Consider the following 24,244-nt stretch of genomic DNA (forward strand, 5'->3'; position numbering starts at 1 on the left):
GGGGCGGGCCGGTCGGTCGGCCTGACGCCGGAGGGGATGCGTCCTGCGCTCGGGCTGGCGGGGGCGCAAACGCCGCCGCCGATCGGCCGTGCCACGGGACAGCGTCCGGGCCGCTGGCTGCTGTTCGGCCAGGCGGTCCGTGCCGGTTGCGTCGCGGCGTTGGCGGCGGCCGACGGCATCGACGGCGACGTCGCTCTGCTCAACGATGCGTGGCTCGGGCGCATCGGCGGCGAAGCGGCGAATGCTGCGTGGCTGGCGCGCAAAGACAGCGATGCGCCCGCGCGCGAGTCGATCAGCGTCAAGCCTCACTGCGCGGCCAAGCAGGCGTTGGCAGCGGTGCACGGTTTGCAGGCGCTGCTTGCCGATGGCCTCGATCCCGCAGCGATCGAAGCGGTAGAGGTGCGTGTGCCGTCCGCCTACGCGGCGATGCTCGATCGCGAGCCGCCCGAGGCCGGCCGGCTCGCGAGCCTCGTCAGCGTGCGCGGGCAACTCGCGCTCACGGCGTTGCAGCCGGCGTCGCTCGACGACGTCGCGCGCGACGGCTTGCGATGGACGGCCGATCTCGCCGACTTTGCGGCGCGTGTGCGAGTGATGGCCGACCCGTCGCTCGACGGCCTGTACCCCGCCAAATGGCCGGCACGCGTGAGTGTGCGGGCGGGTGCGAGCACGCACGAGCTTACCGTTGCAGACAGCGCCGGCGATCCGGCCCTGCGTTTCGGCATGGGCGAACTCGCCGGCAAGGCGACGCGGATGCTCGGCGCGCACCCGGCGGCGGACCTCGTCGACACGGCCCGGCGTGCCGCGACGGAGCCTGCGCAACTCGATGCGCTATGCGCGCGGTTTTGGCATGATCTGCCGGGCTCATAGTGTTCGGGCTATAGAGACATAGCCCAATGGCCGCTTGCTTCGGCCGGAACCGATTCGCTAACGTGTTCGCGTCCGCCGCGGCCTGCTTGCGCGGACCGGATCGCGGGCACCGTCATCACGACATAAAGACAATGGAGACAACAGCATGAACGAAACGACGACGCTCAACGTCGGGACGTTACTGGGCAATCAGCCGCTGCGGTGGCTGCATATCCTGATCGTTGCGCTGCTGGCGGCGACGATGGTCGTCGACGGCTATGACATCTTCATGGTGGGGCTGATTCTTCCCGCGCTTTCGCACGGGCTGAACGTACATCCGGCCGCGCTGACCCAGGTCTTCGTCCTTCAACAACTGGCGCTATTGATCGGCACGCTGGTTTCCGGCCCGATGCTGGACCGCTTCGGCAGACGGCGCGTGCTGCTCGTCGCCATGCCCGTGTTTGCCGTGCTGACGATCGCCACCTCGCAGGTTCGCAGCGTGCTGGAACTCGACGTCATGCGCTTCGCGGCGGCGCTGTTCTTCAGTGCCGTGATTCCCGCCGCCATTACGCTCGCCAACGAGTTCGCGCCCGCGAAGTATCGCTCGGCGGCGGTTTCGGTGGTGTTTTGCGGCTATGCGGGCGGCAACCTCATCGGCGCGAGCGTGCAGGCGTGGATACTGCCGTTCGGCTGGCAGGCGGCGTTCTGGGTGGGCGGCCTGCTGCCGCTCGTGCTGGCGGGCTGCCTGTGGCTATGGCTGCCCGAGTCGCTGCAATTCCTGGCGATGCGCGACCCCGCGAACCCGGCGATCGGCAACACGCTGCGCCGCCTCGATCCGGCGTTCGTGGCGGCGCCCGGGCAACGCTATGCCGTGCACGACAAGCATCAGCGCGTGTACAAGCTTTCGCCGAAGGTGTTGTTCACGAACGGCCGTGCGGCCGTTACGCTGCTGCTCTGGGGGGCTTACCTCGCGACCGGCATCTTCAGCTACATCAACAACTCGTGGACCACGACGCTGCTGCACCTCACGCGTCACATGCCCATGGCGCACATCGCAGGACTGCTTGCCGTCAGCGCGATTGCGGGCGTGATCGGCACGGCGAGCAGCGGCTTCGTGATGGACCGCTTCGGCGCGGCGCGCGTGTTGCCGAGCTATCTGACGGCGTCCGCGCTGATCGTCGCGGTCATTGCGACCATGGACGTGTATTCGCAATGGGCACCGTTCGCGTTCGCGGCGCTCGGCTTTCTGTACAACAGCAGTTGGGGCGCGCTGAATGCCTTTTGCGCGACGATCTCTCCCGCTGAGATGCGCGCGACCAGCGTGGCGTGGGCGCATGGCGCTTCCAAGGTGGCGGGCATGATCGGTCCGGCGATTGGCGGCGCGATGGTCCGGGCGCAATGGGACTTCACGCCGATCTTTCTCGTGGCCGCCGCGTTCGAACTCCTGTCGGCGTGCGCGGTATTGCTGCTCGTGACCCGTCGCAAGGCGGCGCCGGTTCCGCTGCGCGCGTGAGGGTTGCCATGGGGTGATCGGAATCGTTGATCGCGATAACCCTGATCTGGCTTGTGCGCCGCATTCCGCGCACATAGGATGGTCGGCCGACATTGCCATGTCATCGAATCGCGACAACGTGTGCCACCGCCCCATGACGACTTCACACCCGCCTGTACCGGAATACGATCTGGAACATTTCATTGCCACGGGGCAATCGCTTGCGATCGGCGCGCAGGGTGCGCCTGCGCTCGCCACGCCGCTCCAGCGCACGCTCATGTACGACACCGGTATCCGGGCGCTCGGCAAGCAGCCTCAAGCATTGGTCGATGCGTTCGAAGCGGAAGTCGAAACCTGTCTGTCCGGATTTGCCCATTGGCTTGGCCGTCTGCGGCCGGTGAGCCGGCCGGCGCATCGGACTATCGTCAGTGCGGTCGGCGTGGGCGGCGAAGAAATCGCCAACCTGCAACGCGACACGCCGCCCTATCGCGACATCGTCGAGCAGGTACGGTGGGCGCGCGCGGAAGCGCAGCGCCGCGGACTGACCTACCGCGTATCGGCGCTCGCGCTGATGCAGGGTGAAGCCGACGCGTTGCTCGGTACGGGCCTCGTGGGGTATCGCGCTCAGGTCGCCTTGCTGCAACGCACGCTCGAAGCGGACCTGCAAGCGGTGACCGGCGTGACCCGTCCGATTCCGATGTTTCTCTATCAGACCGCCAGCCATGGGCGCTATGCGGGAACCGCTCTGCATCCCTCGGTTGAAATTCCGCTCGCGCATTGGCAGGAAGCACGCGACAACCCGAACCTGCATCTCGTGGCGCCCATGTACCCGTTCCCGTATGCGGACGGGCTGCATCTGACCAATCACGGCTATCGCTGGTACGGGCACTATCTGGCAAAAAGCATCGCCCATTGGCTGACGACGGGCGAGAAATGGCGGCCGCTCGAGCCGACGCGTGCACGGCAACGGGACAGCGTTCGCGTTGGCGTCGACTTTCACGTGCCGGTGCCGCCGCTGCGCTTCGATACGTCGCTGGTCCGGCAACTCGACGACGGGATGAACGGCTTCGAACTGTATGACCAGACGGGCCGCGTCCCGATCTCGCACACGCGGATCGTCGATGGGACACAGGTCGAACTGGTTGCCGCTCGTGCGCTGAGTGGTGCCGTAACGGTCGGCTATGGCCTGACGCCGGCCAATCAGATGAACTGCGATGAAACGGGGCGGTTTCTCGCCTGGAACGCGGGGCCGGCCTCGGGTGTGCGCGGTACGCTGTGCGATTCGGATCAGTCGGCAAGCGATCTGAGCGACATGCACGGCAATCGCTATGCGCTTGCGAACTATTGCGTGATTTTCCGCTTGCCCTGCGATTGAACGGGCGCGGCGGGTGGTCCGCGACGCACCCGTGACGTGATCGCCGCGTGATGTGTTGAGCCCCGGCATCCGGCCATGCCGGGCACCGGGCGCATGCCGTCAGGTGCCCGGCATGCCTCGACGTTGCAGTGCTTAGAAGCGGTGGCGAATACCGAACGTGGTGGCGAACTGGCGATCATTCGACGACGCCGTCAGCCCGTCGATCGCCGCCACCGCGCTCTTGCCGGTCGTGTCCTGGCCGCTCGCGTGCTGATAGATAGCGACGAGATAAAGATCGGTGCGCTTGGACAGCGCATAGTCGGCGGCCAGATTGACCTGGTTATAGGTCGCGTTCTCCAGAGCGCCCACCGACGAACGGTTCGTCAGCGCGTATGAGGCGCCGAGCTGGAATGCCGGCGTAAGGTGGTACGACGCGGAAATTTCGCCGATATTGAAGATGCTTTCCCCGCTCAGGTGCTGCGGATTCAGGCCATTGCCCGGCTCATGGCCGAGATCCTGATATCGAACATTGCTATAGGCGCCTTTGAGCGTCACGCTGCCGAAGTTATACAGCGCACCGGCCACGATCCCCTGCATGAGCCCCGCCGAAGCGAGACCGCTGATCACCGGACTGGACATGTTCAGGGAACTGGCGGACGTTGCCGTCGCGCTGCTCGGCTTGTCGCCCCAGTACGAATAGTTCGGATCGCGCTGATTCATATAGCCGACGCCGGCCGCGAAGCCGCCGTGCCGGTAGACGGATGCGAAGCTATAGATCTGATTCTGCGTGAAATTGCCGGCCACGCCGCCGAGGCTGTAGAACGCGCTGAACGTCAGGCCATGAAAGTCCGGCGAATTGTATTTGATCGAGTTGTTCGTGCGATTGGTGCCGCCGAGGTTATCGAGGTCGGCCGGGTGAGCGCCGAAGGGGCCGGCCCATTCCGTGACTTCGCCGTTGCCCGCGGCGCCGGCCGACGTGAACTGGGCGAGGCTGACGGTGACGGGGTCGTACTGGCGGCCGAGCAGCAGTGCGCCGTATTGATCGTTGTGCAAGCCAACCCAGGCGGCACGGCCGAACAGGTCGCCGCCCTGGCCCAATGCACCGTTGTTGACGGTATAACCGCTCTCGAGCTTGAAGAGTACCTGCAGACCGCCGCCCAGGTCTTCCGTGCCGGTCATCCCCCAGCGCGAGCCCTGAAGATTGCCGGACGTCATCTCGAACTGCCGCTTGCCGCCCGCATTGCTGTTGATGACGAACCCGCTATCGATCAAGCCATAGAGCGTTACCGAACTCTGTGCAAAGGCACTGCCGCTTAAGGTCGCACCGATCAATGCGGAAAGTAGGGTCTTTTTCATTGCGATTTTTCTCAAGTTTAATATGGACTATCGTCGTGGTGATTCAGGAATGCCTTGATTGATTCGTATGGCTAAGTAATGACCGTTGTGAGGCGGCCGTTGCGAGGCGCGAGCATGCCAGGTCCGCATGAACGCAGGTTAAGGGGGGCCGGGCACGCTGGATTCCCGGTCGGGGAATCGGAATGAGCGCGGGTGTGTCTGGCGCAGGACGCTACGCCATGCGGCGTTTCCTGCTTAGGAACGTTGCGGCGAGACAGGCGAAAGGCAGCCGGTCGGATTGCCTCTCGTCAAAAACGCGGTCCGGTTTGATAATCCCGCACGATTCACGGAGCAGTCCATTGCGAACCTGCGTACCTGTTTGGGGCGATCCATGAAGATCGCTTTCGCAATTCGTCCGACGAGATGAACCATGACGTTGTCAGTCTCCAAGATGACAGCCTGTTCTGAGCGATGGTTCTGTCGGTTCGCTCATCCGGCTTTGTATTGGGATGGAGTCTGCCACGCCATATTGGCGATAACGATTGCTTTTGGAGATCGCGATAGGCCTGATCGTCCGCCTGGCGAGCCGCTATCGCGGCGCGCGGGGAGGGTGGGTGCGAACGCGGAGTGCCGCGGCCGTCGAGCGGTTCGGGACCTCGGATGGCGCGGATCGATGTGCTACGATCGCACGTCCTCCCTTCAGTGGCGCTCTTCGGTTGAACAGGCTTCCGTATGACGTTGAATCAGCTTCGGGTCTTTTGCACGGTATTCGATCAAGGTGGATTTCGCGCGGCCTCACGCTCTCTCGACATCTCGCAGAGCACGCTGACTCAGTCCATCCAGAGTCTTGAAACCGAACTCGGCGTTACGCTGCTCAGCCGCTCGCATCAGGGCGTTAGCCTGACTCCGCATGGAGAACGTTTGCTGGCGCGCGCCCGGGCGATCATCAGCGACTGCGATCGCGTTTCCGAAGATATGCAGCAGTTGAGCGGGGAACCGACCGGCACGATCTCGCTCGGCATGACATCGGAGCCGCTCGGGGAAGTGCTGCTGCCGGTGCTCAAGCGATTCATGGCGAGCTACCCGCGTGTACGCGTGCATGTTTCGAGCGGATCGTCATTGCAATTGCTCGAACGGATTCGCGACGGCCGGCTCGATTTCGCGATCTTCCCCATCTCGCCGCAGGTCACCGATGCGGACATGAACATCGAGCGTCTTTACGAATCGACGGCCGGCATCATCGCGCGCAAAGGGCATCCGAAGGCATCCGCAACGTCGATCCGGGAACTGGCTAACTGCGAATGGATTGGCTTGCTGACGCGCAATATCATCGGCGGAGCCGAGAGCCGGCTCGTCAGCCTGTTCAGGTCGCAGGGCCTGGGGGTTCCGAAGGTCGTCATTACCGCGGAGTCGCTGCTCGAAACACTGCACATGGTTTCGGAAACGGACTATCTGACGCTTGAGCCGCGCGCGCTGGTCGATTTCAAACTGTATAAATCCTCGCTGATTTCCATACCGATCAAGGAAGGTTTCGATCCGCGCGAAGTCTGCCTCGTTCGCAGGCGCAATGCGCCATCCACGCCGGTCATGCAGGAACTCATCACCATGATGATTTCGTACTCGCGCATGGCGCATCGGCAGATTCTCTGACACGCCAGTCCGCTCACTCGACGGCTCGACCGGCGCAGCGTCGATTCCGTACCGCGAGCGTGCTCATGCTCGTTCTTTCGCACCTGGTCCCGTAGCCGTCGTCGCCTCGACGCAGGCTGCCGGCGCCACCATAACGCGGCCATAGCGCGCCGGCTTTCCCGGCAGTTTTCCCGACCTCCGTTTGCCGTTGCCGCTTTGGGCTTCGCGGTACGCGTGTGCTTCATCCGGTGATCGGAAATATGGATCGCGATATTTTGACCAGACTTCCTTGCGCCTATCCGTGTGCTTAGCATCGTCGTCAGCGGCGCGATAAACGCGCTCGCGCACCGCACACCGTGGCACTCAGGTTTGCCCGGCGCGACAGGGATATCGATCAGGAGACCGGATGTCAGATTCGAATGTCAGCACGCCAGCGCCATGGCCGCTTTCTTTTGCTTGCGCAGGGCACCTGCTCAGGACATCGCTCGGGATACCGTTATGACATCGCGCCGCTTCCGGGCAGGCAGGCTCGCGGGTCTGACGGCGGCAAGGCGCGCCGTGGCGATGCTCGGCGTGCTCGCGTGCGCGCATATCGGACTGCTGCCGGCCCTCGCCATGGCCGAGATGAACACGGCGGCGCAAAGCGAGATTCGCGTGGCCCAGGTCGCGGACACGCCGACCTCGATGCCCGGCAACGTCGCCCGCAACACCACGACCGACAATATCCTCGGCAACGTCGTCGAATCGCTGGTCGCCTTGCGGGCCGACCAGAGCGTGGGGCCGATGCTCGCGGATAGCTGGGACATTTCGCCCGATGGCCGGACCTATACGTTCCATCTGCGCCACGGTGTGCTGTTTCATGACGGCACGCCGATGACCTCGAAAGAGGTCAAGTGGAGTTTCGAATTCCTGATGAAGCGCAGCTCCGGCTTCGAGTGCCGTAATGCCTACGACGGCAGCCGCGGCGTGCGCGTCGTCGAGGTCCGCACGCCGGACCCCCATACGGTGGTGTTCCAACTCGATCGGCCCTACGCGCTGTTTCTGACGCGCATGGTCGATCCGCGCTGTCCGCTCGCCGTGCTGAGTCCGTCGAGCGTCGATGCCGACGGCCACTGGCTCAAGCCGGTAGCCACCGGGCCGTTCGTGTTTTCGGAGTGGAAGCGCGGACAGTATGTGCTGCTCAAGCCGTTTGCCGGCTATCGTCCGCGCCCGGAACCGTCCAGCGGTTACGCCGGCGCGAAGCTCGCGCACGGCGACGTGCGTTTCGTCGTGATTCCCGATGCGGCCGCGCAGAAGTCGGCGCTGGTCGCGGGCCAGATCGATCTGACATCGGTCGGCGAGAACGGCGTGCTGCCTCCGGACCCGCGCTGGCGTCTCGTCACCGGGCCCGGCACCGATCCGGCCGCGCTGCTGATGCAGACGCGCGACCCGCTGCTCTCCGACGTACGCATCCGGCGCGCGATTGCCCTCGCACTCGATCTGCCGGGCATCGTCAACGCGGTGACCGACGGGCACGCACGCTACAACCCGTCGCTCGTGCCCGACGCGAACACGCTGTTCACGCGGGCCGATGCGGTGGGCTACACGAAGAATCTCGCGCAGGTGAAGCAGCTGCTTGCGGCCGCGGGCTACAAGGGACAACCGCTGACGCTGGAGACGAACCGCAGTTTCGAGTCCATGTACACGCTGGCGGTGTATGTGCAATCGCTGCTGACCCAGGCCGGCATCCCGACGAAACTCGACATCGTCGAATGGGGCAAGCAGGAAGCGGACTTTCATTCGGGTCATTTTCAGATGATGGCGTTCGACTACTCCGCGCGTCTCGATCCGGCCTTGATGTATAGCGACGTGCTCGGCGACAAGACCAAGATTCCGATGGCGCAATGGGAGAACCCCGCGGCGCGCGCGCTGTTGCGCAGCCTGCAAGGCGAGACGGACGAAACCGTGCGCAGGCAGGTTTTCGAGCAGCTGCACGCCATGATGATCGCCGATGTACCGATGATCATGCTGTATTACACGCCGGACCTGCTGCTCGTGAGCAGCCGCCTCGAAGGCGTGGCTTCGTGGCCGATGCGGCGCATCCGCGTATTCAACATCATCAAGCACTAAGGATCAGCATGGTGTCCTATCTACTCAAGCGCATTGCAATGGCGGTGCCGACCGTGGCGATCGTCACCGTGCTCGTGTTCGGCATGATGCGCGCCATTCCCGGCGACCCCGCCACGCTGATGCTCGGCGACATCAACGACCCGGCGTTGCTCGCGCAGATGCGTCACCAGTTCGGGCTCGACCGCTCCGTCGCCGATCAGTTTCTGCTGTGGCTCTCGCATCTGATGCATGGCGACCTCGGCATGTCGATCGTGCGGCATCAGCCGGTTTCCGAACTGATCGCCACCACCTTTCCGGTGACCGCCGAGATCGTGCTGGCCGCGACGTTCATGGCCAGCCTGATCGCGATTCCGGCAGGTCTTATCGCGGCATGGTCGCAGAACCGGCGCGCGGACCCCGCGATCGTCTTCACCGCGATCCTGTTCGTGTCGCTGCCGAGCTTCTGGGTCGGCATTCTGCTGATGTGGGTGTTCGGCGTGAAGCTGCACTGGCTGCCGACCTTCGGCTACCAGAGCTTCGGCGATGCGGGCTGGGGCACCGTGCGCTATCTCGTGCTGCCCGTGGTGGCGGTCGCGCTCGGCGAGATCGCGGTAATCATCCGCATCATGCGCGCGAGCAGCCTCGAAGTGTTGCGGCTCGAATACATCGCGCACGCGCGCGCCAAGGGCCTTTCCGAGCCGCGCGTGCTGATGCGCCACGCGCTGCCGAATGCGTTCGGTCCGGCGCTCACCGTGATCGGGCTTGTGCTCGGCCATCTGCTGGCGGGCGGGGCCGTGATCGAAACGGTCTTCACGCTGCCGGGCATGGGCCGCCTGCTCGTCGAAAGCATCTACGCGCGCGACTATCCGGTGGTGCAAGGCTGTCTGCTCGTGATCGCGCTGCTCTACGTGCTCGTCAATCTGATCGTCGATCTGCTGCATCCGGTTTTCGATCCGCGCCTGAAAATGTAAATGAAACTCTCCCTGTTCAAACGGCTCAATCTCGCGATCGGCACGGTACTGGTGGGCTGGCTCGTGCTGACCGCGCTGCTCGGTCTCGTCTATACGCCCTACGATCCGACCGCGGTCGATCTCGTTATGCGCTATGCGGCCCCGAGCCTGCACCACTGGTTCGGCACCGACGAATTCGGCCGCGACGTTCTCTCGCGCGTGATGGCGGGCGCCGCCGTCAGCGTGACGGTCAGCATCGGCTCGGTGCTGTTCGCGCTCGTCGTCGGCACGACGCTCGGCACCGTGTCGGGCTATGTCGGCGGCTGGTTCGACCGGCTGGTGCTGATGCTGACCGATGCGCTGATGGCGTTTCCCGGCCTGCTGCTCGCGCTCGGCATCATGACCGTGCTCGGCGCCTCGGAAGGCGCGGTCGTGCTGGCGCTCGGACTGGCCTACACGCCCTCGGTCACGCGGCTCGCCCATAGCGGCACGCTTTCGCTGCGCAGCCGCGACTTCGTCGTCGCTTCGCAGGCGATGGGCAATGGCGGCGCGTGGACCTTGTGGCGGCATGTCCTGCCGAATACGGTCGCGCCGTTACTGGTCTTCGCGACCTCGCTGTTCGGCTCGGCGCTGCTCGCGGAAAGCGCGCTGAGCTTTCTCGGCCTCGGCGTGCCGCCGCCCGCGCCGACCTGGGGCGGCATGCTGGCCGACAGCCGCGATGCGATCGACCGCGCGATCTGGCTTGCCATCTTTCCGGGCGTGGCGATTTCGCTCGCGCTGCTCGGCATCAACATGCTCGGCGACGCGCTGCGCGATCTGCTCGACCCACGCATGAAAGGAGTGACGCGATGAGCGCGCCTGTTTCGAACACGGCGCGGCCCGACGTGTCCGCGTTGCCCGGGTCCGGCGCGCCGCTGCTGAGCGTACGCGACCTGACGCTCGCCTTCAACGTGCCGGGCGGCGCGCCGAAGAAAGTCGTGGATGCCGTCAGCTTCGATCTCGACGTGGGCCGTTCGCTCGCGATCGTCGGCGAATCGGGCAGCGGCAAGACGATGATCGGCAAGACGCTGCTGGGGCTGCTGCCCGACTCCGCGCGGATCGCGGGCGGCGACGTTCGCTTCGACGGCCATTCGTTGCGCGAGCAGACGCGCGCGCAATGGTGCGAGGCGCGCGGCGTCGGTATCGGCATGGTGTTTCAGGAGCCGATGGTGTCGCTCAATCCGGCATTCAGGATCGGCGTGCAACTGACCGAGGCGCTGGTGCGCAGGCGCGGACTCGCGCGCGACGAAGCGGTGCGCCGCGCGGAAGTCATGCTCGAACGGGTGCGCGTGCGCAATCCGCAAGACTGCATGAAGCGCTATCCGCACGAATTTTCGGGCGGCATGCGGCAGCGGATCATGCTCGCCTCGGCGATGCTGCTGCGCCCGAAGCTGCTAGTGGCGGACGAGCCGACCACCGCGCTCGATTGCGTGGTTCAGAAGGAAGTGCTCGACGTGATGACGGAACTCACGCGCGAGGAAGGAACGGCGCTGATCTTCATCAGCCACAATCTCGCGCTTGTCGCCGCTTATACCGAGAGCGTGCTGGTCATGCGCGCAGGCGTCGCGGTCGAAACGGGGCCGGCCGCGCGCGTGCTGTCGCGACCTTCGCATCCTTATACGCTGGCGCTGCTCGATGCGTTGCCGCGCCGTACTGCATCGCTTGCCGACACGTCGCGTGAAGCGCCAGGTGATGAGCCAAGTGAGGCGCCAGGTGAAGCGCCAGGCGAGAGCGTGCCACCCGTGCTCGAAATGCGCGACGTCGCGATCGACTACGCCGCGCCGCGCGAGAATCTCGCGAACTGGCTGCGCGCGAAACTGCAACCGCACGGTGGTGCGCCCGGGCGCGTACGCACCGTTTTTCCCACGTCGTTGCGGCTGCGTGCCGGCGAAACGCTCGCGATCGTCGGCGAATCCGGCAGCGGCAAGACGACTCTCGCGAAGGCGGTGCTCGGCCTCGTGAACCCGGCCGAGGGCAACGTGCTGCTGAATGGCGCGACCTATCTCGACGGCGGGCCGAAGTCGTTGCAGGCGGCGCGGCGTGCCATCCAGATCGTGTTTCAGGACCCGTACTCGTCGCTCGATCCGCGCATGCGCGTGGGCGAACTCGTTGCCGAAGGGCTGCGCGCGGACCGGACGCTCGACGCGGCGCAGCGCGACGAACGGGTGCGCTCGGCACTGGCCGACGTGGGGCTTGCCGAGCATGCGCAGCGCTTCGTGCACGAGCTATCCGGCGGCCAGCGGCAACGCGTCGCCATTGCGCGCGCCCTGGTGGGCCGTCCCGCCGTCATCATCGCGGACGAGCCCGTGTCGGCGCTCGACGTGACCGTGCAGAAGCAGGTGCTCGACATGCTCACGTCGCTGCAGGCGCGCTACGGCTTCGCGTGCCTGCTGATCTCGCACGATCTCGGCGTGGTCGAGCAGATTGCCTCGCATGTGCTGGTGATGCTGCGAGGCCATATCGTCGAGGCGGGCACCCGCGACGCCGTGTTCGACGACCCGTGTCATCCGTATACGCGACGCCTGCTGCGAGCCGTGCCGGAACTGCGGGGCGACCGCGAGAGCGGATTTCGCGTGCAGGTGCGCGAGGTGCCGCCGCCGCGCCAGCCCGACGACGCCTATTTCGACCCGGATCGCGCGCAGGGCGCGCTGCCGCTGAGGACCCGCGTGGAGGGCGAGGGGGAGGACACGGGCGCGCTGCGTGGAAGGCGGGCCAGGACGCAGCGCGTGGCCGATGCCGGACTCGCGGGCCGCGCGCCCGGTTTGCGGCGGCGTTTGTGCCAGTGCCGGTGTGCGGCCACGGCAAGGCGGTGCTGCACCCGCACCCGGCAGCGCGCCCGCCGATCCGCTCAATGGAGAAGTTCAGATGACCTTAGGCCAGCTGAAGGCATTTTGCACCGTGGTCGAGCAGGGCAGTTTCCGGGCCGCGGCCCGTTCGCTCGGCATCGCGCAGAGCGCGTTGACGCATGCGATCCAGAGCCTCGAAGCCGAGCTCTCGGTGTCGCTGCTGACGCGCTCGCATCTCGGCATCAGCCTCACGTCGTTCGGCGAAATGCTGCTCATGCGCGCAACCGCGATCCTCAAGAACTGCGAACGGATCGGGCAGGACATCCGCGAGGTCGAGGGCATGCCGTCGGGGCGAATCGCGCTCGGCGTCACCTCGGAACCGCTCGCCGATCTGTTGATGCCGGTGCTCAAGCGCTTCATGGCCGACTACCCGAACGTGCTCGTGCATATCTCGAGCGGCCCGTCGCTGATGCTGCTGGAGCGTATCCGCGACGGCCGTCTGGACTTCGCGCTCTGTCCGCTCTCGCCCGATATCGACGATGCCGACCTCGAGATCGACCGGCTCTATCGCTCGTCGCCCGCCGTGATCGCGCGCGCGGGGCATCCCAAGGCGAATGCCACCTCGATCGACGAGCTGGCCGACTGCGAGTGGATCGGCTTCAAACGCGAAGGCATTACCGGATTTGCCGCCAACCGGCTCGTCGGCATATTTTCGGAGCGCGGGCTCGGCGTGCCGAAGATCGTCATCACGGCCGAGACGCTGCTCGAATCGCTCTATTTCGTGAGCGAAACCGACTATCTGACAATGGACCCCGGCGTGCTGGTCGATTTCAAGCTGTTCTCCGGCTCGCTGATCCGGATTCCGGTTCGCGAAACCTTCAGCCCTGGCGACATTTGTCTGACCCGTCGCAGCGCGTCGCCGCTCACCACCTCGGCACAACTGCTGGCGAGCATGCTCGCGTCCTACGCGCGCCTGCGGCGTGGCGTGACGAGCGGCGCGAAGACGTAGCGCAGCGGGCGCGCGCCCCGCGCGGAATGCAAGCGAAATGCCAACTGCTTGCGAACCGGGCGCGAACCCAATGCGAACCAGATGCGAACTGGATACTAGTGATCTGAATCGTGGATCGCGATAGCCCGGAGCTGGCTTCCTGAGCTTGCCGCGCGTACTTAAGATGGTGTCATCCATGATGCGCTGCCTTTTCAGCCGCGCATCGCAACCGAGGAACTCCTGGTCCATGTCAATTCGCGACACTCACCGGCTGCTGCCGGGCGCCGACGGTACGGCGCATCATTTGTATGTTGATCGCTTCGGCCCGTCGGGCACCGGCAGGAAGGTTTACGTGCAGGCCGGCCTGCATGCGGACGAAGTGCCCGGCATGCTGGTCGCCGCGTGGCTGAAGACGCGCCTGCGGGCACTCGAGGAAGCGGGCAGCCTGCGCGCCGAGTGCGTGGTGCTGAGCGTGGCCAACCCGATCGGGCTCGGCCAGGCCGTGCTCGGCTACCCGCTTGGCCGTTTCGACCTGGCGAGCGGCCGCAACTTCAATCGCGGTTTTCCGATGCTCGCGGCGCAGATCGGCGACGCCATCGAAGGCCGGCTGAACGGCTTCGCGCTCCACAACCGCGCAGTGGTGCGCGAAGCCTGGCGCGAACTGCTCGACAAGGCCGCGCCGCGCCACCCCGTGGACGACCTGCAGCGCACGCTCATGCAGCTCTCGATCGACGCCGACATCGTGCTCGACCTGCATTGCTCGCGCGAGGCGGCCATGCACATCTACACGGGCGAGGCCATCTGGAACGAGGCCGAGCCGCTCGCACGCTATCTCGGCGCGCGGGCCTCGCTGCTGGCGTTCGATTCCGGCGGCCAGTCGTTCGACGAGGCGCACAGCCTCACATGGTGGCAATTGCAGGAGCGCTTTCGCGGGCGCTATCCGATTCCCAACGGATGCGTTTCGGTGACGATCGAGCATCGCGGCCAACGCGACGTCAGCGACGAACTGGCTCGGCAGGATGCCGAAGCAATTATTTCGTACCTGACCTATGCGGGCATGATCGACGCAGCGGTCGAACCGCTGCCGCCCTTGCCGCATCCCGCCACGCCGCTCGCCGGCAGCGAGCAGTTCTACGCGCCGGCCACGGGCGTGCTGCTGCATCGCGTGGAAGAGGGCGCGCACGTGCAGGCCGGCGACGAGATGTTCGTGGTCGTCGATCCGGTCGAGGGCACGCGCACGGCCGTGCATAGCAGCACGAGCGGCGTGTTCTACATGCGGCGCGACGTGCGCTACGTGCGGGCGGGCGATCCGCTTGGCCGCGTGACCGGAGAAAAGACCCTGCGCAGCGGCTATCTGCTGGGCGCCTGATCCTGAACCATCGCACCAGACTGACGAGTGAGAACATGACTAGATATATCGACGTAAGCGACATGCGCCATCTGGCCGCATCGGTCGGCACGCAACGGCTCATCACGGAGATGGCCGAGTACATTCGCGCGGACTACCTGCGCTGGAACGAATTCGAGAAGTCCGCCCGGGTGGCGAACCATGTGCCGGGCGGCGTGATCGAGCTGATGCCGGCGTCGGACTCGACGCTCTACGGCTTCAAGTACGTGAACGGCCATCCGAAGAACACCCGCATCAACATGCTGACCGTCATGGCGTTCGGCGTGCTGGCGGAAGTGGAGACGGGTTTTCCCGTGCTCTTCAGCGAATTCACCATCATGACGGCGCTGCGCACGGCGGCAACCTCCGCGCTCGTCGCGAAGGCGCTGGCAAGACCCGACTCGCGCACGATGGCGTTGATCGGCAACGGCGCGCAAAGCGAATTCCAGATCCTCGCGTTTCGCGCGATGCTCGGCATCGAGGAAGTGCGCCTCTTCGACGTGGACCCGGCGGCCACCGACAAGCTGATGCGCAATCTCGCCGACGTGCCGGGGCTGAAGCTCGTGCGCGCGGCGAGCGCGGCCGAGGCCGTGCGCGGCGCCGACATCGTCTCCACCGTGACGGCCGACAAGACCAACGCGACCATTCTCACACCCGACATGATCGAGCCGGGCATGCACGTCAACGCCGTCGGCGGCGACTGCCCGGGCAAGACCGAACTGCATGCGGACGTGCTGACCGACGCGCGCGTGGTGGTCGAGTTCGAACCGCAAACGCGCATCGAAGGGGATATCCAGCAACTGCCGCCGGAATTCCCGGTGATCGAGCTGTGGCGCGTGCTGTCGGGCGAGGTGGCGGGGCGCACGAGCGCCTCGGAAGTGACGGTGTTCGATTCGGTGGGCTTCGCGCTCGAAGATTTCTCGGCGCTGCGCTATCTGCGCGATGCCGCGAACCAGTACGGTATCGGCCGCGATATCGATCTGATTCCGGCGCCCGAGAATCCTAAGGATCTCTACCAGTTCGTCGCGGCGCCGCTCGACGCGCCGGCGCTGACTCCGGCGCATGCTCCGGCGGCGGCGAGAGCCGCCTGAGCCCGACGGCAGCGTTGCACCATCCGGCCTTTCTGACCCTTCTGGCCGTTCGTCATTGCTTTATCGCCAACCGGTTTTCTTCTCCATGACGCGCTTCAACTGGCAAAACCCGTATCCGACACCGCGCTCGCCCGTGTTCGCCCGCAATATCGTTTCGACCTCGCATCCGCTCGCCGCGCAGGCCGGCCTGCGCATGCTGTGGAAGGGCGGCAACGCCGTCGACGCGGCCATCGCCGCGGCGGCGGCCATCACCGTGGTCGAGCCGGTCTCGTGCGGCCTGGGCGGCGACGCGTTCGCGCTCGTGTGGGACGGCCAGAAGCTGCATGGCCTGAACGCGTCGGGCGCGGCGCCCGCCGCGTGGAACCTCGACTATTTCCGCAGCCGCTACGGCGAGGAAAACGGCATCGCGAAACGGCCCCGACGCGGCTGGGACGTGGCGACAGTGCCGGGCGTGATCGCCGGTTGGGAAGCCTTGCATGCGAAGTTCGGTTCGCTGCCGTTCGCCGATCTGATGGAGCCGGCCATCGAAATCGCCGAACGCGGCCACGCGGTGGCCGGGGTGGTGGCGCGCAAGTGGAATGCCGCGATTCCCGAATTGCAGAATCAGCCCGGTTTTGCCGGCACGTTCATGCCGCATGGACGCGCTCCCGAGGTCAGCGAGCGCGTGTGCTTTCCGGGCCACGCGGCGACCTTGCGCCTGCTCGCGGAGCAGGGTCCGCGCGCCTATTACGAAGGCGAGATTGCCGAGCGCATCGCCGCGTTTTCGCGCGAGTGCGGCGGTGCGATGACGCTGGACGATCTGCGCAACTGTCGCGCGGACTGGGTCGAGCCGATCGGCAAGGAGTATCGCGGCCATACCGTGCACGAGATTCCGCCGAACGGGCAGGGCATTGCCGCGCTGATCGCGCTCGGCATTCTCAAGCAGTTCGACGTGAAATCGCTGAAGGTGGACAGCGTCGATTCGCAGCATCTGCAGATCGAAGCGATGAAGCTCGCGTTCGCGGACATCTATCGCTATGTGGCCGACCCGCGTTCGATGGAAGTCACGCCCGAACAGATGCTCGACGACGCTTACCTCGAATCGCGCGCGAAGCTGATCGACCCGAAGCGCGCGACGCATTTCGGCTTCGGCATGCCCGCCTCGGGCGGCACGATCTATATGTCGGCCGTGGACGAGCGCGGCATGATGGTCAGCTTCATCCAGTCGAACTACATGGGCTTCGGCTCCGGTGTGGTGGTGCCCGGCACCGGTATCGCGCTGCATAACCGCGGCTGGGGCTTTTCGATGGACCCGAAATCGCCGAACGTGGTGGCGGGCGGCAAACGGCCGTTTCATACCATCATTCCGGCGTTCCTCACGCAGCAGGTCGATGGCCGGCAGGAAGCGGTGATGAGCTTCGGCGTGATGGGCGGCGACATGCAGCCGCAAGGCCATTTGCAAACGGTGGTGCGCATGCTCGACTACGGCCAGCAGCCGCAGGCCGCATGCGATGCGCCGCGCTGGAAGATCAACCGCGACTTCACGCTCGACCTCGAAGCGACGCTCGATCCCGCGACCGTGCAGGGGCTGCGCGAACGCGGCCATCAGATCAAGAGTATGAACGACCCGTATATGGACTTCGGTTCGGGCCAGTTCATCTGGAGGCTCGATCGCAACGACCCGGAGCGCGGCTACGTGGCCGCGAGCGATTCGCGGCGCGACGGACTCGCCGCGGGCTTCTAGGCGTTTTCTCATTCTTTATAAGGTATTTCGCACGATGCACGGTGGAGGCCCGTCATATGACCAATGATAAAAACAGCGAAACCAGCAAGCTCCGGAAAGTCATCGTATCGACCATAGTCGGCGGCATGCTCGAATGGTTCGACTTCATGGTGTACGGCTACTTTTCGACGCTGATCGCACAGACGTTCTTCGTCGGCGTCAGTCGCGCCGAATCCTTGTTGCTCACGTTCGCGACGTTTGCCGTCGGCTTTCTGGTGCGGCCCATCGGCGGCGCCGTGATGGGCATGTACGCGGACCGGGCCGGCCGGGTCAAGGCCCTGTCGATGATCATGGTGGCGATGTCGGTCGGTTCGCTGCTGCTCGGTTTGACGCCGGGCTATGCCGGGATCGGCATCGCCGCGCCGCTGCTGGTGGTGGCCGGACGGCTGGTGCAGGGCTTCGCGGTCGGCGCGCAGTTCGCGCTTTCGTCGGTGACGATTTACGAAATGGCGCCGCCGGGCAAGAAGATGTTCTACGGCAGTTTCAACATGCTGACGTGGGGAATCGCGGCCATCCTGTCTTCGGGGTGCAGCTATCTGCTGTCGCGGCATCTGTCGCACGAGGCCATGCTGGCCTGGGGCTGGCGCCTGCCGTTCCTGGTCGGCGCGCTGGTCGGGCCGTTCGGTTTCTACATCCGGCATAGCGTCGGGGAGTCGGCGGAGTTCCGTCAGATGCAGGCGAATGCCGTCGCGCGTCTGCCGCTCGGTCGCCGCATACGCGACTTCGTCGGCGAGAATGGCGACGCGCTCGTTTGCGCGATCGGCATCATCATGGGCGGCACGTCGCTGCTCTATGTGTGGCATGCGTACCTGCCGCACTACGCGCAAAGCCAGCTGCATCTGCCGATCAGTTCCTCGCTGCAGGCGGTGTTCGTCACGAGCATCATCTCGTGCGTGCTGTCGCCGGTATTCGGCGCGCTGGCCGATCGTGTCGGACCGTACCGGGTGTTCTGCTTCTTTATCGGCAGCTGGCTGATCTGCGTGTTCCCGCTGTTCTGGTTCCTGCTGGCCACGCCCACGGCGACGCGGCTGATACTCGTGCAACTGGTCGGCATTCTGTTCGTGACGCTGCAAGGCGCCGCGCATCCGGGCATGCTGGTGAGGCTCTTCACGGTGCAGGGCCGCTCGACGGGCGTGGCGATCTCCTACAACATCGGCGTGATGCTGTTCGGCGGGCTCGCGCCATTCTATATTTCGGTGGTCTCGCGCTTTACCGATGCCCGGTTCGTTCCGCCGGCTTATCTGGTCGGTACGACCGTACTGTCGTTCGTGCTGGTCGTGGGCACGCGCACGGGGCGGCGCGCGTTCAGGCTCGAGAGCGAGGAGCGGCGGCAGGCAGCCGCTGCGCGCGACGAGGCCGGTGCGGCAGGCGCCGTTCCTTCCTGCAAATAGATAGACCGGCAAGATGCATCGGCTTTAGCGCGTGGCCGCCGAAGCCGATAAAAATGGCGCCTTGATGCGAATCAAGGCGCCATTTTTCCTGTAGCGCATTTGAAAATTGTTCCCGGATGTGGTTTAAATGCGGGACGTGGAAAAAGAACCTCGGGATCGTCAGACGGCACCGGCCGCAAGGGAGGCAGGTGTTTGTCGAGGGGGATACGATCGCCTGGCGTTGACGGACAAAGGCGGCAACGCTCGGGTTCGTCGCTGAGGTGGTGAATTTTCAAACACGCTACAAGAAAACCATGAAGCAACAGACGTCGAGAAAAACAACATGGAAGCACTATGTCGCCGTGGCTTGTCTGTCGGTTGCGAGTGGATATGCGAATGCGCAAACGGTGAAAATAGATTTGCCGGCATTGCCCTTGTCGGAAGCACTGGCGAAGCTCTCCCTGCAAGGCAAAGTTAACATTCTTGCGTCGGACGCATCGGTGGCAAATCGCATGGCGCCGGCGGTCTCGGGCACGCTGAGTATCCATGACGCGCTGGATCAACTGCTCAAAGGCACGAATCTCAAAGCCGAACAGAAGCAGGAGGGGACATGGGTCATCTCGGCGTCGTCAAAACAGGCGGCAACGGGTGCCACGGATGCCGCTACGGTGTTGCCGGCGATTACGGTAACGGGCAATGTCCCCTCGGATAACACGGGCTTCCTCGCGTATTCGAGCAATACCGCTACGCGTACCGACACGCCGATTAGCGAAACGCCGCAGTCGATCCAGGTGATTACGGCGGATCAACTCAAAAGCCACCAGACGCAATCGGTTCTGGACGCACTCGAGATGGCCGGCTTGCCGATCGTGAGCCAGTCTCAGGGAAATAGTGCGGCCGTTATTTCCAGAGGTTTCACGGCCAATGTCATGAGAAACGGAATCAATGACGTCAGCGGGAACCAGACCGCGCTTTCGATTCCCATGGCCGGTATCGAGCGGATCGAGGTGATCAAGGGCGCGGATTCGATCGTGGCCGGCGTCATGTATCCGGGCGGCGTGGTCAATATCGTGACGAAGCAGCCGACCGCGGACCCGGTTCGCGAATTAACCGTTCAGACGGGATCGTATGGGGACTGGCTGGGCGCAGTCGATCTGGGCGGGCCACTGACGCCGGATAACCATCTGACCTACCGGCTGGTGGTGTCAGGTGAGCGTTCTGGTGAAAGCTATGGCGGATACGATGGTAACCGGACGTTCTATGTGGCGCCGACGCTGGGCTGGAAATCGGGGGGGACGGACATCGTTGTCGGCTATCAGCATCAGGCCCAGAACCTCCCGGCCACGGCCATTACTTTTGTCGGCCCGGATGGGCCGCTTCGACTCGACGCGCGTGCTACCCCTCCGGACAACCAGTTCATTAAATCCGACACGCTGTTTTATGACATCAAACAGAAACTGGGGCATGACTGGGAAGTCGAGAGCCGGACGCAGTATCAGAATATCAATGACTGGAGTGAAAATAATTACTTCCCCTTCGGATACGACCTGACATCAATGCCCTATTCGGGCGGGACATACACCACCAGTTCATCTTCGATTGAAACTGATAATCATATAAAAACGGCATTCCAGATCGGCGCCGTCAAGAATAGCCTGATGTTCGGGGGGGAGTACCAGATTTACCGGACGAATATCAATGAAATCGCCTCCGGGGTCCTCGCCCCTTTTCCTTCGCCGACACTCCCGCCGGTCGCAGGGAATTTCTACAACATCAGTTCAAGGCAGTACTTCAACAACCTGTATCTGCAAGACCAGATGAGCTGGGGGCGACTGCGCGTATTGGCGAGTCTCGCGCGCGGAACCTCCTGGTCGAACAGTCAGCCGGCGCAATCGGCCTGGTTGCCTAATATCGGTGTGCTGTATCAGTTGAGCGATGATGTGTCCGTCTTCGCCAACACCTTCCGGAGTTTCGTTCCCAATACATTCAGTCCTCTGATTCAGGGCGTGCTCGTGCCGCCGGCACTGGGGCGTTCGGTAGAGGCCGGCGTCAAGCTCAATCTGCTCGACGATCAACTGAGTGTCACGGCCGACGTATTTCGGACCGCAATGTCAAATACGTTCTATCCGGCACCGGGATCTCCCAGCGGATACCTTCCGGCGGAAAATGAAGCCTATCGGGGTGCCGAAATAAATGTGGCGGGCCAGGTACTGCCCGGCTTGAACCTGACGTTCAACTATACGTACACCACTGGGCAGCAGTTACCGACAAACAATACTCCACCCGTGCGTCATATGGGCGGCCTGTGGCTGAGCTACGATCTGCAGTCCGAGCATCTGCGGGGATGGGGGGCCGGCATCGGCCTGCAGGCGCGCAGCAGCTACGAGATACCGGTGCAACCGCTGGTGTACAAGATTCCCGGGCAGATGCAGACCGATCTGAATGTGCATTATCAAACCAAAAACTGGTCGACCATTCTTGGCATCAAGAACGTCTTTAATCGCACGCTTTACCAGGACGCTGTGTACTACGTAGATTTCGTCACGCTCAATCCGGGCCGCCTGGTTTTCTTGACCAGTTCCTATAAATTCTGAGTGCATGAATCGAATCAACTCAGCGCAAGACGGTAGGCGTGGGCCGCCGTTGCGCTAAACAACGCGCGTTTCTCGTCAGGCGAGCATCGCGCGGTCAAGCGCTTGAATGCATTCCAGACGACACTGTAGCTCGCGCTCTGCTGGTCCACGGGGAAATTGCTTTCGAACATGCAGCGAGTCACACCGAACGCTTCCAGACATTCGTGAACATACGGGGCCCAGGAGCGTGCGAGTACTTCCGAGCCGGGGGGCACCGCGTTCAGATGGAATGGAAAGCCGGTGTACAGCATGCCGAGTCCGCCCAGCTTCATATACACGTTCGAATGCGCGGCGACTTGTGCGAGCCCCGACTTCCATTCGGCAAAGACGGCATCGCGTTGGCCCTCGTAAGGACCGACGCCCAAGGGACCGCCGACGTGGTTCACGATGATGCGGGTCTCGGGAAAACTTCCCGCCAGAGCGGCGATTTCGTTCAACTGATGGTGATAGACGAACGCATCGAAACTCAGGTCGAACGCGCGAAGGTGACGGAATGCCGCGCGAAAGGATCGGTCGGTGCTGCGTCCTTGCGCGTACGTCTGTCCCCACATGCCGATGCCGGCTGCATCCCAGCGGATCGGGAAACGGATGCCCCGCAAGCGGCCTGCCGCTGCTTCATGCTGCGCTTCCAGCACCGGCACCACCTGGTCGCCCAGCATCATGTCGGCTCTCGCGACAATGCCGGCGCAGATTGCGTTACGCCATCGCGCGGGCGCCGCGAGCGCGGATGCCACCGCAAACCGCGTTTCTCCGACGGGGCGCAACGCCGGACTTGCATGCTCGCAATAGGAGGTGCCGCCTTCCACGAAAACGGTCGCTCGAATATGGTGGCCGGTCGTCAGGTCCGCGAGAAAGTCGTCGACGAGATAGTCTCCGTTCTTGCGCTGCCAAAGATGATGATGACAATCGACGATCGGCAGATCGGGGTCGAGAGCCGGCTCGGAACTTTGCCGATGCCATGCGTCGAGTTCTGCCGCTGTTCGAAAACTACTGGTTCTGAAGTCGTAGGCGAGGCGCATGGGAATGGGTAGGGAATCATCAGGCCGATCGGAGCGGGCGCGATTTACTTGCTCTCGACGAGGCGCACGAGGACGGCGGCGAGAATCGCCGAGACGAACAGGAAACCCGACATTGCCCATATGCCGGCCGAGAAAGCACCGGTCGTCTCTTTGAGTATGCCGATGATGTACGGCCCCGCAAAGCCGCCGAGTGTCCCGATCGAATTGATGAATGCGAGTCCGCCCGCCGCGGCCCGCTCGCTCAGGAAGGTGGTGGGGATCGTCCAGAGAATGCCGACGGCCGAGATGGTCGACGCGGAGGTCAGGGTGATGCCCAGCATGACGACCCCCAGCGAGTTGAAGTGCGCCGCCAGTGCGAGGCCGATGCCGCCGATCAGGCACATGATCGCGAGGTTCGTCACGGGCCTCCCCCTGAGCGTGACGACATACGACCAGGTCAACAGGACGCAGGCGGAGGCGAGCGGCGGGATGGTGGCGAGCAGGCCGATTTCCGACAGCCGCAGGCCGTGGCCCCGCAGGATTTGCGGCAGCCACACTCCCACCCCATAGCCGCCCAGCACGAAGCCGCACTGAATGGCCGCCAGCATGAGAACGCGCGGGTCCTTCAAGGCGGAGGTCAGGTCTTTCTTGATGTGCTGACCCGTGCCTTCATTGAGCATCTGGGCGAGTTCGGTCCGCTCGTCCGGTGTCAGCCAGTGGGCGTCTTCCGGCTTGTTCCGCAGGACGGCGTACACGACGAAGCCGACGAGCACGGCCGGCAAGCCCTCGATGATAAACATGGCCTGCCAGCCATGCATCCCCGCGAATCCGCCCCACCGCAGAATGGAGGTCGACAGCGGCGCGCCGATGATCGCCGACAGCGGAATGCCGAGCGCGAACAGCGCCTGCACGCGTACTCGCTCCCGTGGCGGGAACCAGCACGAAAGAAACAGCGTGACCCCGGGAAAGAAACCGGCCTCGGCGACACCGAGCAGGAAGCGCATGATGTAGAAACTGGTCGGGCCTTGCACGAGCGAGGTCGCCGCTTCGGCGAGTCCCCACGTAATCATGATGCGGGCGAGCCAGCGCCGGGCCCCGTAGTGATGCAAGGCCAGGTTGCTCGGGATTTCAAAAAAACAATAGCCGGCAAACAGGATGCCGGCGCCCCATCCGAACTGCGCGGGCGTCAGGCGCAGGTCTGAGTTCATCGTCAGGGCCGCGTAACCGACGCTGGTGCGGTCCAGATAGTTGATGATGAACGCGACCAGAAGCAATGGCATGAAGCGCCACGTATTCTTGCGCAGCGCACTTCGCTGTATCTCGGTTCTTGCTTCCTGGGCCGTGTGAACGCCGTTTCGCCCGATCGATTCGACTTGCATCTTCCGTTCTCCGCTATTGCTGCGTCTTTTTCCTGGCGAGGCACACGACCGCTTGCGTTGCCGTGCGCTCCCGATGAAAGACTCTCCCGCTTGCCTGCTTGATGCAGTCCTGTACGA

General features: G+C 64.1%; 16 protein-coding genes and 1 pseudogene. 14 read left to right on the plus strand and 3 right to left on the minus strand.

Annotated features, from left to right (window positions below; translation table 11 throughout):
* The 3 genes from GXB81_RS10425 to GXB81_RS10435 form a co-directional block, all read left to right on the plus strand.
* A partial coding sequence (locus tag GXB81_RS10425) for an MmgE/PrpD family protein (protein ID WP_205989072.1) occupies positions 1-867 on the plus strand: 867 nt, incomplete at its 5' end.
* Positions 868-1,012: 145 nt separating this feature from the next.
* Complete coding sequence (locus tag GXB81_RS10430; protein WP_167048932.1) at positions 1,013-2,359, plus strand: MFS transporter; 1,347 nt, start codon at positions 1,013-1,015, stop codon at positions 2,357-2,359.
* Positions 2,360-2,492: 133 nt separating this feature from the next.
* On the plus strand, positions 2,493-3,713 hold the full coding sequence (locus GXB81_RS10435; RefSeq protein ID WP_205989073.1) for a sialate O-acetylesterase: 1,221 nt from the start codon (positions 2,493-2,495) through the stop codon (positions 3,711-3,713).
* Between the two features lie 132 nt (positions 3,714-3,845).
* Here the strand turns inward: GXB81_RS10435 and GXB81_RS10440 are convergent, their stop codons facing one another.
* Complete coding sequence (locus tag GXB81_RS10440; protein ID WP_167048928.1) at positions 3,846-5,048, minus strand: porin; 1,203 nt, start codon at positions 5,046-5,048, stop codon at positions 3,846-3,848.
* A gap of 711 nt (positions 5,049-5,759) precedes the next feature.
* Here GXB81_RS10440 and GXB81_RS10445 point away from each other — a divergent pair.
* The 11 genes and pseudogenes from GXB81_RS10445 (at position 5,760) to GXB81_RS10495 (ending at position 21,711) form a co-directional block, all read left to right on the plus strand.
* Positions 5,760-6,677 carry a LysR substrate-binding domain-containing protein gene (locus tag GXB81_RS10445; RefSeq protein ID WP_167048926.1) on the plus strand — a complete coding sequence of 306 codons (918 nt, stop codon included), beginning with the start codon at positions 5,760-5,762 and terminating at the stop codon, positions 6,675-6,677.
* 477 nt (positions 6,678-7,154) lie between these two features.
* The gene (locus GXB81_RS10450; RefSeq protein WP_205989074.1) at positions 7,155-8,765 is read left to right on the plus strand and encodes an ABC transporter substrate-binding protein; all 1,611 of its coding nucleotides are present in this window, start codon (positions 7,155-7,157) and stop codon (positions 8,763-8,765) included.
* An 8-nt stretch (positions 8,766-8,773) separates the two neighbouring features.
* On the plus strand, positions 8,774-9,715 hold the full coding sequence (locus GXB81_RS10455; RefSeq protein WP_167284197.1) for an ABC transporter permease: 942 nt from the start codon (positions 8,774-8,776) through the stop codon (positions 9,713-9,715).
* The gene (locus GXB81_RS10460; RefSeq protein WP_205989075.1) at positions 9,716-10,546 is read left to right on the plus strand and encodes an ABC transporter permease; all 831 of its coding nucleotides are present in this window, start codon (positions 9,716-9,718) and stop codon (positions 10,544-10,546) included. It begins immediately after the preceding gene.
* Positions 10,543-12,285, plus strand: a pseudogene (locus GXB81_RS10465) (ABC transporter ATP-binding protein); the annotation flags it as partial. The gene GXB81_RS10460 and the pseudogene GXB81_RS10465, both read left to right, overlap by 4 nt.
* 313 nt (positions 12,286-12,598) lie before the next feature.
* Entirely contained in the window at positions 12,599-13,528 is a 930-nt protein-coding gene (locus GXB81_RS10470) for a LysR substrate-binding domain-containing protein (RefSeq protein WP_205989076.1), read from the plus strand.
* A gap of 226 nt (positions 13,529-13,754) precedes the next feature.
* Complete coding sequence (locus GXB81_RS10475) at positions 13,755-14,876, plus strand: M14 family metallopeptidase (RefSeq protein ID WP_205989077.1); 1,122 nt, start codon at positions 13,755-13,757, stop codon at positions 14,874-14,876.
* A 35-nt stretch (positions 14,877-14,911) separates the two neighbouring features.
* Positions 14,912-15,985, plus strand: coding sequence for an ornithine cyclodeaminase (locus tag GXB81_RS10480; RefSeq protein ID WP_205989078.1), 1,074 nt, complete (start codon positions 14,912-14,914; stop codon positions 15,983-15,985).
* A gap of 85 nt (positions 15,986-16,070) precedes the next feature.
* The gene (locus GXB81_RS10485; RefSeq protein WP_167284201.1) at positions 16,071-17,708 is read left to right on the plus strand and encodes a gamma-glutamyltransferase family protein; all 1,638 of its coding nucleotides are present in this window, start codon (positions 16,071-16,073) and stop codon (positions 17,706-17,708) included.
* Positions 17,709-17,764: 56 nt separating this feature from the next.
* Positions 17,765-19,138 carry an MFS transporter gene (locus tag GXB81_RS10490; RefSeq protein ID WP_205989079.1) on the plus strand — a complete coding sequence of 458 codons (1,374 nt, stop codon included), beginning with the start codon at positions 17,765-17,767 and terminating at the stop codon, positions 19,136-19,138.
* A 293-nt stretch (positions 19,139-19,431) separates the two neighbouring features.
* Positions 19,432-21,711 carry a TonB-dependent receptor gene (locus GXB81_RS10495; protein WP_205989080.1) on the plus strand — a complete coding sequence of 760 codons (2,280 nt, stop codon included), beginning with the start codon at positions 19,432-19,434 and terminating at the stop codon, positions 21,709-21,711.
* Positions 21,712-21,725: 14 nt separating this feature from the next.
* Here GXB81_RS10495 and GXB81_RS10500 read toward each other — a convergent pair whose 3' ends face one another.
* Together GXB81_RS10500 and GXB81_RS10505 are read right to left on the minus strand one after the other, a co-directional pair.
* The gene (locus GXB81_RS10500; protein ID WP_205989081.1) at positions 21,726-22,889 is read right to left on the minus strand and encodes an amidohydrolase family protein; all 1,164 of its coding nucleotides are present in this window, start codon (positions 22,887-22,889) and stop codon (positions 21,726-21,728) included.
* A complete protein-coding gene (locus tag GXB81_RS10505) occupies positions 22,814-24,127 on the minus strand; it encodes an MFS transporter (RefSeq protein WP_167048904.1) in 1,314 nt (437 codons plus the stop codon). Before GXB81_RS10505 ends, GXB81_RS10500 begins: the two co-directional genes overlap by 76 nt.
* Positions 24,128-24,244 lie beyond the last annotated feature (117 nt).

It is taken from the genome of Paraburkholderia sp. Ac-20336 (assembly GCF_017105025.1).
In the GTDB taxonomy this organism is placed as follows: domain Bacteria; phylum Pseudomonadota; class Gammaproteobacteria; order Burkholderiales; family Burkholderiaceae; genus Paraburkholderia.

What these genes read in the sequence shown, in the direction of transcription:
- GXB81_RS10430 (WP_167048932.1), top strand. Translation starts at nt 1,013, where the DNA reads ATGAACGAAACGACGACGCTCAACGTCGGGACGTTACTGGGCAATCAG.
- GXB81_RS10435 (WP_205989073.1), top strand. Translation starts at nt 2,493, where the DNA reads ATGACGACTTCACACCCGCCTGTACCGGAATACGATCTGGAACATTTC.
- GXB81_RS10440 (WP_167048928.1), bottom strand. Translation starts at nt 5,048, where the DNA reads ATGAAAAAGACCCTACTTTCCGCATTGATCGGTGCGACCTTAAGCGGC.
- GXB81_RS10445 (WP_167048926.1), top strand. Translation starts at nt 5,760, where the DNA reads ATGACGTTGAATCAGCTTCGGGTCTTTTGCACGGTATTCGATCAAGGT.
- GXB81_RS10450 (WP_205989074.1), top strand. Translation starts at nt 7,155, where the DNA reads ATGACATCGCGCCGCTTCCGGGCAGGCAGGCTCGCGGGTCTGACGGCG.
- GXB81_RS10455 (WP_167284197.1), top strand. Translation starts at nt 8,774, where the DNA reads ATGGTGTCCTATCTACTCAAGCGCATTGCAATGGCGGTGCCGACCGTG.
- GXB81_RS10460 (WP_205989075.1), top strand. Translation starts at nt 9,716, where the DNA reads ATGAAACTCTCCCTGTTCAAACGGCTCAATCTCGCGATCGGCACGGTA.
- GXB81_RS10470 (WP_205989076.1), top strand. Translation starts at nt 12,599, where the DNA reads ATGACCTTAGGCCAGCTGAAGGCATTTTGCACCGTGGTCGAGCAGGGC.
- GXB81_RS10475 (WP_205989077.1), top strand. Translation starts at nt 13,755, where the DNA reads ATGTCAATTCGCGACACTCACCGGCTGCTGCCGGGCGCCGACGGTACG.
- GXB81_RS10480 (WP_205989078.1), top strand. Translation starts at nt 14,912, where the DNA reads ATGACTAGATATATCGACGTAAGCGACATGCGCCATCTGGCCGCATCG.
- GXB81_RS10485 (WP_167284201.1), top strand. Translation starts at nt 16,071, where the DNA reads ATGACGCGCTTCAACTGGCAAAACCCGTATCCGACACCGCGCTCGCCC.
- GXB81_RS10490 (WP_205989079.1), top strand. Translation starts at nt 17,765, where the DNA reads ATGACCAATGATAAAAACAGCGAAACCAGCAAGCTCCGGAAAGTCATC.
- GXB81_RS10495 (WP_205989080.1), top strand. Translation starts at nt 19,432, where the DNA reads ATGAAGCAACAGACGTCGAGAAAAACAACATGGAAGCACTATGTCGCC.
- GXB81_RS10500 (WP_205989081.1), bottom strand. Translation starts at nt 22,889, where the DNA reads ATGGGCAATGTCGGGTTTCCTGTTCGTCTCGGCGATTCTCGCCGCCGT.
- GXB81_RS10505 (WP_167048904.1), bottom strand. Translation starts at nt 24,127, where the DNA reads ATGCAAGTCGAATCGATCGGGCGAAACGGCGTTCACACGGCCCAGGAA.